At 51.4% G+C, this 1,681-nt stretch carries 3 protein-coding genes; all 3 read left to right on the top strand.

The genetic code is table 11. From position 1 onward, the window contains the following. The coding region (locus DFP95_RS28545) for a pentapeptide repeat-containing protein (protein WP_147304241.1) at nucleotides 1-594 on the top strand (594 nt) is incomplete at its 5' end. Nucleotides 595-607: 13 nt separating this feature from the next. Beyond that, nucleotides 608-1,369: an ABC transporter ATP-binding protein gene (locus DFP95_RS28540; protein ID WP_115996076.1), complete on the top strand. Its 762-nt coding sequence runs from the start codon at nucleotides 608-610 to the stop codon at nucleotides 1,367-1,369. A gap of 1 nt (nucleotide 1,370) precedes the next feature. After that, a partial coding sequence (locus DFP95_RS28535) for an ABC transporter permease (protein WP_181907655.1) occupies nucleotides 1,371-1,681 on the top strand: 311 nt, incomplete at its 3' end.

The following is a 1,681-nucleotide window of genomic DNA, read 5'->3' as shown; positions in this document are numbered from 1 at the left end:
AGCGACTTTGCGGGCGTTACCGCACACAAAGGGGAGTTCAAGGGTAGCGCTCTTCAAGGTTCTGACTTCTCGGGCGCGGATCTGACCGGCAGTTCGTTTAAGGGCAGCGACGTACGCGGAGCCAATTTTGACGGAGCGAATCTGACGGACTGCAGCCTATCGGCTCTTGACCTGAAGAATGCAAGTTTCAATAAGACGATTCTTGTCCGCACGAATTTCAGCTCTTCGATGTTAGAAGGCGCAAAATTCATAAGCGCTAAGCTGACCGACGTCAAGCTGAACACGACCGACCTCAGTAGAACAATCTTTGAAAACTGTATCTTTGACGGCGTGGAGTTCAATTCTTCCGCTCTGGGAGGACTGAGCTTTGAGGGGCAAACCTTTATCGGCGTTAAGTTCGACAAGTCGGCGCTGAACGAAGTTTCGTTTAAGGGCGCTACGCTCAAGAACGTATATTTCCCGACCTCGTCGTGGTCTAAAAAGTATTACCGCATTATTAAAACTATCAGCTTTGACGGCGCGTTCATGGATAAGCTGACTTACGCTTCGCTTAAAGGCATGGGGGCCGAATTGTCAAAAGTTACGGTTATATAAGGAGGGAAAAAATATGCCAAGCAAATCCATTCAAGTTAAAGGACTGCATAAGTCCTACAAGCAGCTTCAAGTCCTGAAGGGCGTAGATTTCGAGGTGGAAGAGGGCAGTATTTTCGCTCTGCTCGGCTCCAACGGGGCGGGCAAGACAACGGTTGTCAAAATCCTCACTACGCTGCTCAATCAAGACAGCGGAACGGCCACCGTAAACGGATTCGATGTTGCGTCAAAACCAGAGAACGTAAGGCAGGCGATCAGTCTGACCGGGCAATTCGCCGCCGTGGATGAAATTTTGACCGGACGGGAAAATCTGATCATGATTGCCAAGCTACGATACCTCAAAAATCCGCGTCAGATTGCGGACGACTTGCTTCAACGCTTCGGCTTGACGGACGCCGCCGACCGCAGGGCGTCTACGTATTCGGGCGGGATGCGCCGCAGGCTCGACATCGCCTTGAGCCTTGTGGGAAATCCGAAGATTATTTTCCTCGACGAGCCGACCACCGGGCTTGACCCCGAAGCGCGCATCGAGGTTTGGAAGATCGTCAAGGAGCTTGCCGACGGCGGCACGACGGTTCTCCTAACCACGCAGTATTTGGAGGAAGCCGAGCAGCTTGCCGACCGAATCGCTATTCTGCACGAGGGTAGGATTATCGCCAACGGCACGCTCTCGGATCTAAAAAAGCTGTTCCCATCCGCAAAGGTGGAGTATGTCGAAAAACAACCGACATTAGAAGAGATTTTCCTCTCGATCATCGGCAAAAAGGAGGCCATATAAAATGGAGACGGCAAAGAGTCATTTCTTCACCGATATTAGCGTGATGCTTGGACGTTCCATGCGTCATATTTTCCGCAGTATGGACACCATCGTCACGGTCTGCATCACTCCGATTGCGATGATGCTGCTGTTCGTCTATGTGTTAGGCGGCGCCATTCAAACCGGAACGGAGAACTACGTGAATTACCTGTTGCCGGGCATACTGCTTATGGCTATCGCAAGCGGAATAGCCTATACGGCTTATCGCCTGTTTATGGATAAGCAGAGGGGCATATTCGAGCGGTTTCACACCATGCCGATTTCACGTTCCGC

The organism is Cohnella lupini, assembly GCF_003386205.1.
In the GTDB taxonomy this organism is placed as follows: Bacteria; Bacillota; Bacilli; order Paenibacillales; family Paenibacillaceae; genus Cohnella; species Cohnella lupini.
Note: the sequence above shows the minus strand (reverse complement) of the source record. Positions and strands in the feature narration are given on the sequence as shown.

What these genes read in the sequence shown, in the direction of transcription:
- DFP95_RS28540 (WP_115996076.1), top strand. Translation starts at nt 608, where the DNA reads ATGCCAAGCAAATCCATTCAAGTTAAAGGACTGCATAAGTCCTACAAG.